Consider the following 3495-nt stretch of genomic DNA (forward strand, 5'->3'; position numbering starts at 1 on the left):
GCGCCGCTGGACCCCGGAACGGGTCCGGGGTGACGGAAACGACGCTCCTCCCCCTTCGCCTCGGCCTGCGGGTCGTCGCCGGCCTGTCCGCGCTCCACGCCGCGCGCGTGGTGGCGGCCCGCGGCGAACGGGCGTTCGCGTCGGTGGAGGACCTGTGGCGCCGATCAGGCGTGCCGCTCGCCGCGCTGGAGGCGCTCGCGCGCGCCGACGCGTTCGCTGGCATGGGGCTGGACCGGCGACAGGCGCTGTGGGCGATCCGCGGGCTGGGCGAGGCGCCGCTGCCGCTCCTGGCGCTCGCGGAGCGGCACGAACCGCTCGTCTCGCTGCTGCCTCTGTCGGCGGGGCGTGAGGTCGTGGAGGATTATCGCGCGACCCAGTTCAGCCTGCGCCAGCATCCGCTGTTCTTTCTGCGCGGCGAGCTGGCGCGAGAGCGGGTGGTGCGCTGCGACCAGGTGGCGGGGATGAACGACCGGCGGGTCGAGGTCGCCGGCATCATCCTCGTCCGCCAGAAGCCGGGCAGCGCCAAGGGCGTGCTGTTCATCACGATCGAGGACGAAAGCGGCGTCGCCAACATCATCCTGTGGCCCGACCGGTTCGAGGCGCAGCGCACCGCGGTCATGTCCGCCGCGATGATCTCGGTCATCGGCCGCGTGCAGAAGGAGGGAGAGGTGGTCCACGTCATCGCCGACCGGATCGTCGACCGCACCGCGATGCTGCGCCGCGTGGGCGACATCGACCTGCCGCGGATGACGAGCCCGGGCGACGGCGCGACGCACGCCGGCGCCCCCGATCGCGGCGATGCCGGATGGCGGCCCAGGGGACGGAGCGACTGGCATCCGCCCTTCCGCGACGGCTGCGATCCCGAGGACGCGGCGCGTCGGCGGTCGCAGGACCGCTAGACCGGTCGCCGCTCGACACCCGCCATCCCCTCCGCCACAGCCGCGCGCGATGACCCGTTTCGCCTTTTCCATCCACGCCACCTGCGGCCGCGCGCGCGCCGGCGCCATCGCGATGCGGCGCGGCACGATCCGCACTCCCGCCTTCATGCCGGTCGGCACCGCCGGCACCGTCAAGGCGGTGCGCCCCGACGAGGTCGCGGCGGCGGGCGCGGATATCATCCTGGGCAACACCTATCACCTGATGCTGCGGCCGGGCGCCGAGCGGGTCGCGCGTCTGGGGGGCCTGCACGCCTTCATGGGCTGGGACCGGCCGATCCTGACCGATTCGGGCGGCTATCAGGTGATGAGCCTGTCGGATCTCACCAGGCGGTCCGAGGAGGGCGTGTCGTTCAAGTCCCACCTCGACGGCAGCCGCCACCTGCTCAGCCCCGAACGGTCGATCGAGATCCAGCGACTGCTGGGCAGCAACATCGTCATGGCGTTCGACGAGCTGGTGCCCACCACCGCGACGCGCGAGGTTCAGGCCGCCGCGATGGAGCGGTCGATGCGCTGGGCGGTGCGCAGCCGCGCGACCTTCGACGCGGACGAGGGCCATGGACAGGCGAATGCGATCTTCGGCATCCAGCAGGGCGCGCTGGACGAGGGGCTGCGCCACGCCTCGGCCGACGCGCTGATCGCGATCGGCTTCGACGGCTATGCGATCGGCGGCCTCGCGGTCGGCGAGGGGCAGGAGGCGATGTTCGCCTGCCTCGACCACGCGCCCGGCCGGCTGCCCGCGGATCGCCCCCGCTATCTGATGGGCGTCGGCAAGCCGACCGACATCGTCGGCGCGGTCGAGCGCGGCGTCGACATGTTCGACTGCGTGATGCCCACCCGTTCGGGCCGCACCGGCCAGGCGTTCACGAGTTCCGGCCCGCTCAACCTGCGCAACGCGCGCCACGCGGAGGACACCGGGCCTCTCGACGCGGCCTGTTCCTGCCCGGTGTGCGCCCGATGGAGCCGGGCATATCTCCACCACCTCGTCCGCTCGCAGGAGATCCTGGGCGCGATGCTGATGACGCAGCACAACGTCTGGTTCTACGAGACGCTGATGGCGGACCTTCGTTCGGCCATCGCCGACGGTCGGCTCGCGGCATTCGCCAGCGACTTCCGCGCCCGCTACAGCGCCGATCGATAGGAGAGACGAATGCCCGACAACGAGATCCTCGCCACCGTCCGCAGCGCCAGGACGTCCGCCATGGCCGCCGCCGACGCAATCGACGCCGCCCGCGCGCGCCGCTGGCGGATCGGCCGGATCGGACCCCTTGGCCTGGGTCTGGGCGTCGGCATCGGCTCGGCGGCGGTCGCCGCCGCGGTGCTGTACGCGCGAAGCGGCCGCAAGGAGGGATAGCGCGGACCCCATCGCCGGATCGACCCCATTGCGGGATCGTCCGGCGCCATGCAGAAGCCTGCGGGAGACATTGTAACCCGAGGATCCCGATGCGCTTTCGTGCCGCCCTGCTCGCCGCCGCGCTCGTCGCGCCCGCCGTTCTTGCCTTCCCCGCCCTGGGTCAGGCCACTAATCCGGCGCCGCCCGTCCAGCCCATCGCCTTCACGCAGCGGACGCTGCCCAACGGCCTGCGCGTGTATGCGATCCGCGACACCGGCACGTCCAACGCCTCGGTGCAGGTCTGGTACGATGTGGGCGGCAAGGACGATCCCGCCGGCCGATCGGGTTTCGCACACCTGTTCGAGCATCTGATGTTCAAGGCGACGCGCAACCTGAACGCCGAGCAGTTCGACCTGCTGACCGAAGCGGTGGGCGGCAACAACAACGCGTCCACCAACGACGACTATACCGAGTACCACGAGGTCGTTCCCGCCAATCACCTGCAACGGCTGCTGTTCGCGGAGGCCGACCGGATGAGCGGGCTGGTGGTGGATCAGGCGAACTTCGCCTCGGAACGCCAGGTGGTCGAGGAGGAGTACCGCACCCGCATCCTCGCCCAGCCCTATGGCAAGCTGTATGGCACCTACCTGCCCGCGCTGTCCTATCAGCGCCATCCCTATGCGCGCGGCGTGATCGGCAGCATCCCCAACCTCGACGCGGCGACGCTGGACGACGTGCGCGCCTTCCACGCGACCTATTACCGGCCCGACAACGCGGTGCTGGTGGTATCGGGCAATTTCGATCCCGCGCTACTGGACCGCTGGGTCGACACGTATTTCGGCCCGATCGCGAGGCCGGCGGAAACCATCCCGCGCGTCACCGTGACCGAGCCCGTGCGCCAGGCAGCCGTCGGCCGCACGGTGTACGAGGCGAACACGCCGCTGCCCGCCATCATGATGAGCTATCAGATCCCGCCCGACCGCGACGCCGACACGCCGGCGCTGGAGGTGCTGAGCGCGGTGCTGGCCACCGGCGACAGCTCGCGGCTGCACGAGAACCTGGTGTACCGCCAGGGACTGGCCCAGGACGTCAGCGCCAGCGTCGACTCGCGCCAGGACGCCGGCCTGTTCGAGGTGTTCGCGATCGTCGCCGGCGGCAAGACCGCCGAGGCCGGCGAGGCGGCGTTGCGGCACGAGCTCGCCCGGCTGCGCGACAGGCAATGGAGCA

4 protein-coding genes are annotated in these 3495 nt (G+C 71.3%); all 4 read left to right on the top strand.

The window, feature by feature from the left end:
* A partial coding sequence (locus HUV01_RS13895) for an OB-fold nucleic acid binding domain-containing protein (protein ID WP_254606669.1) occupies positions 1–899 on the top strand: 899 nt, incomplete at its 5' end.
* A 49-nt stretch (positions 900–948) separates the two neighbouring features.
* Positions 949–2076, top strand: coding sequence for a tRNA guanosine(34) transglycosylase Tgt (tgt, locus tag HUV01_RS13900; protein ID WP_174298810.1), 1128 nt, complete (start codon positions 949–951; stop codon positions 2074–2076).
* Positions 2077–2085: 9 nt separating this feature from the next.
* On the top strand, positions 2086–2289 hold the full coding sequence (locus HUV01_RS13905) for a hypothetical protein (protein WP_174298811.1): 204 nt from the start codon (positions 2086–2088) through the stop codon (positions 2287–2289).
* Between the two features lie 89 nt (positions 2290–2378).
* On the top strand, positions 2379–3495 hold a 1117-nt coding region (locus HUV01_RS13910), incomplete at its 3' end, for a M16 family metallopeptidase (protein ID WP_174298812.1).

Source organism: Sphingomonas bacterium, assembly GCF_903643035.1.
GTDB lineage: Bacteria > Pseudomonadota > Alphaproteobacteria > Sphingomonadales > Sphingomonadaceae > Sphingomonas.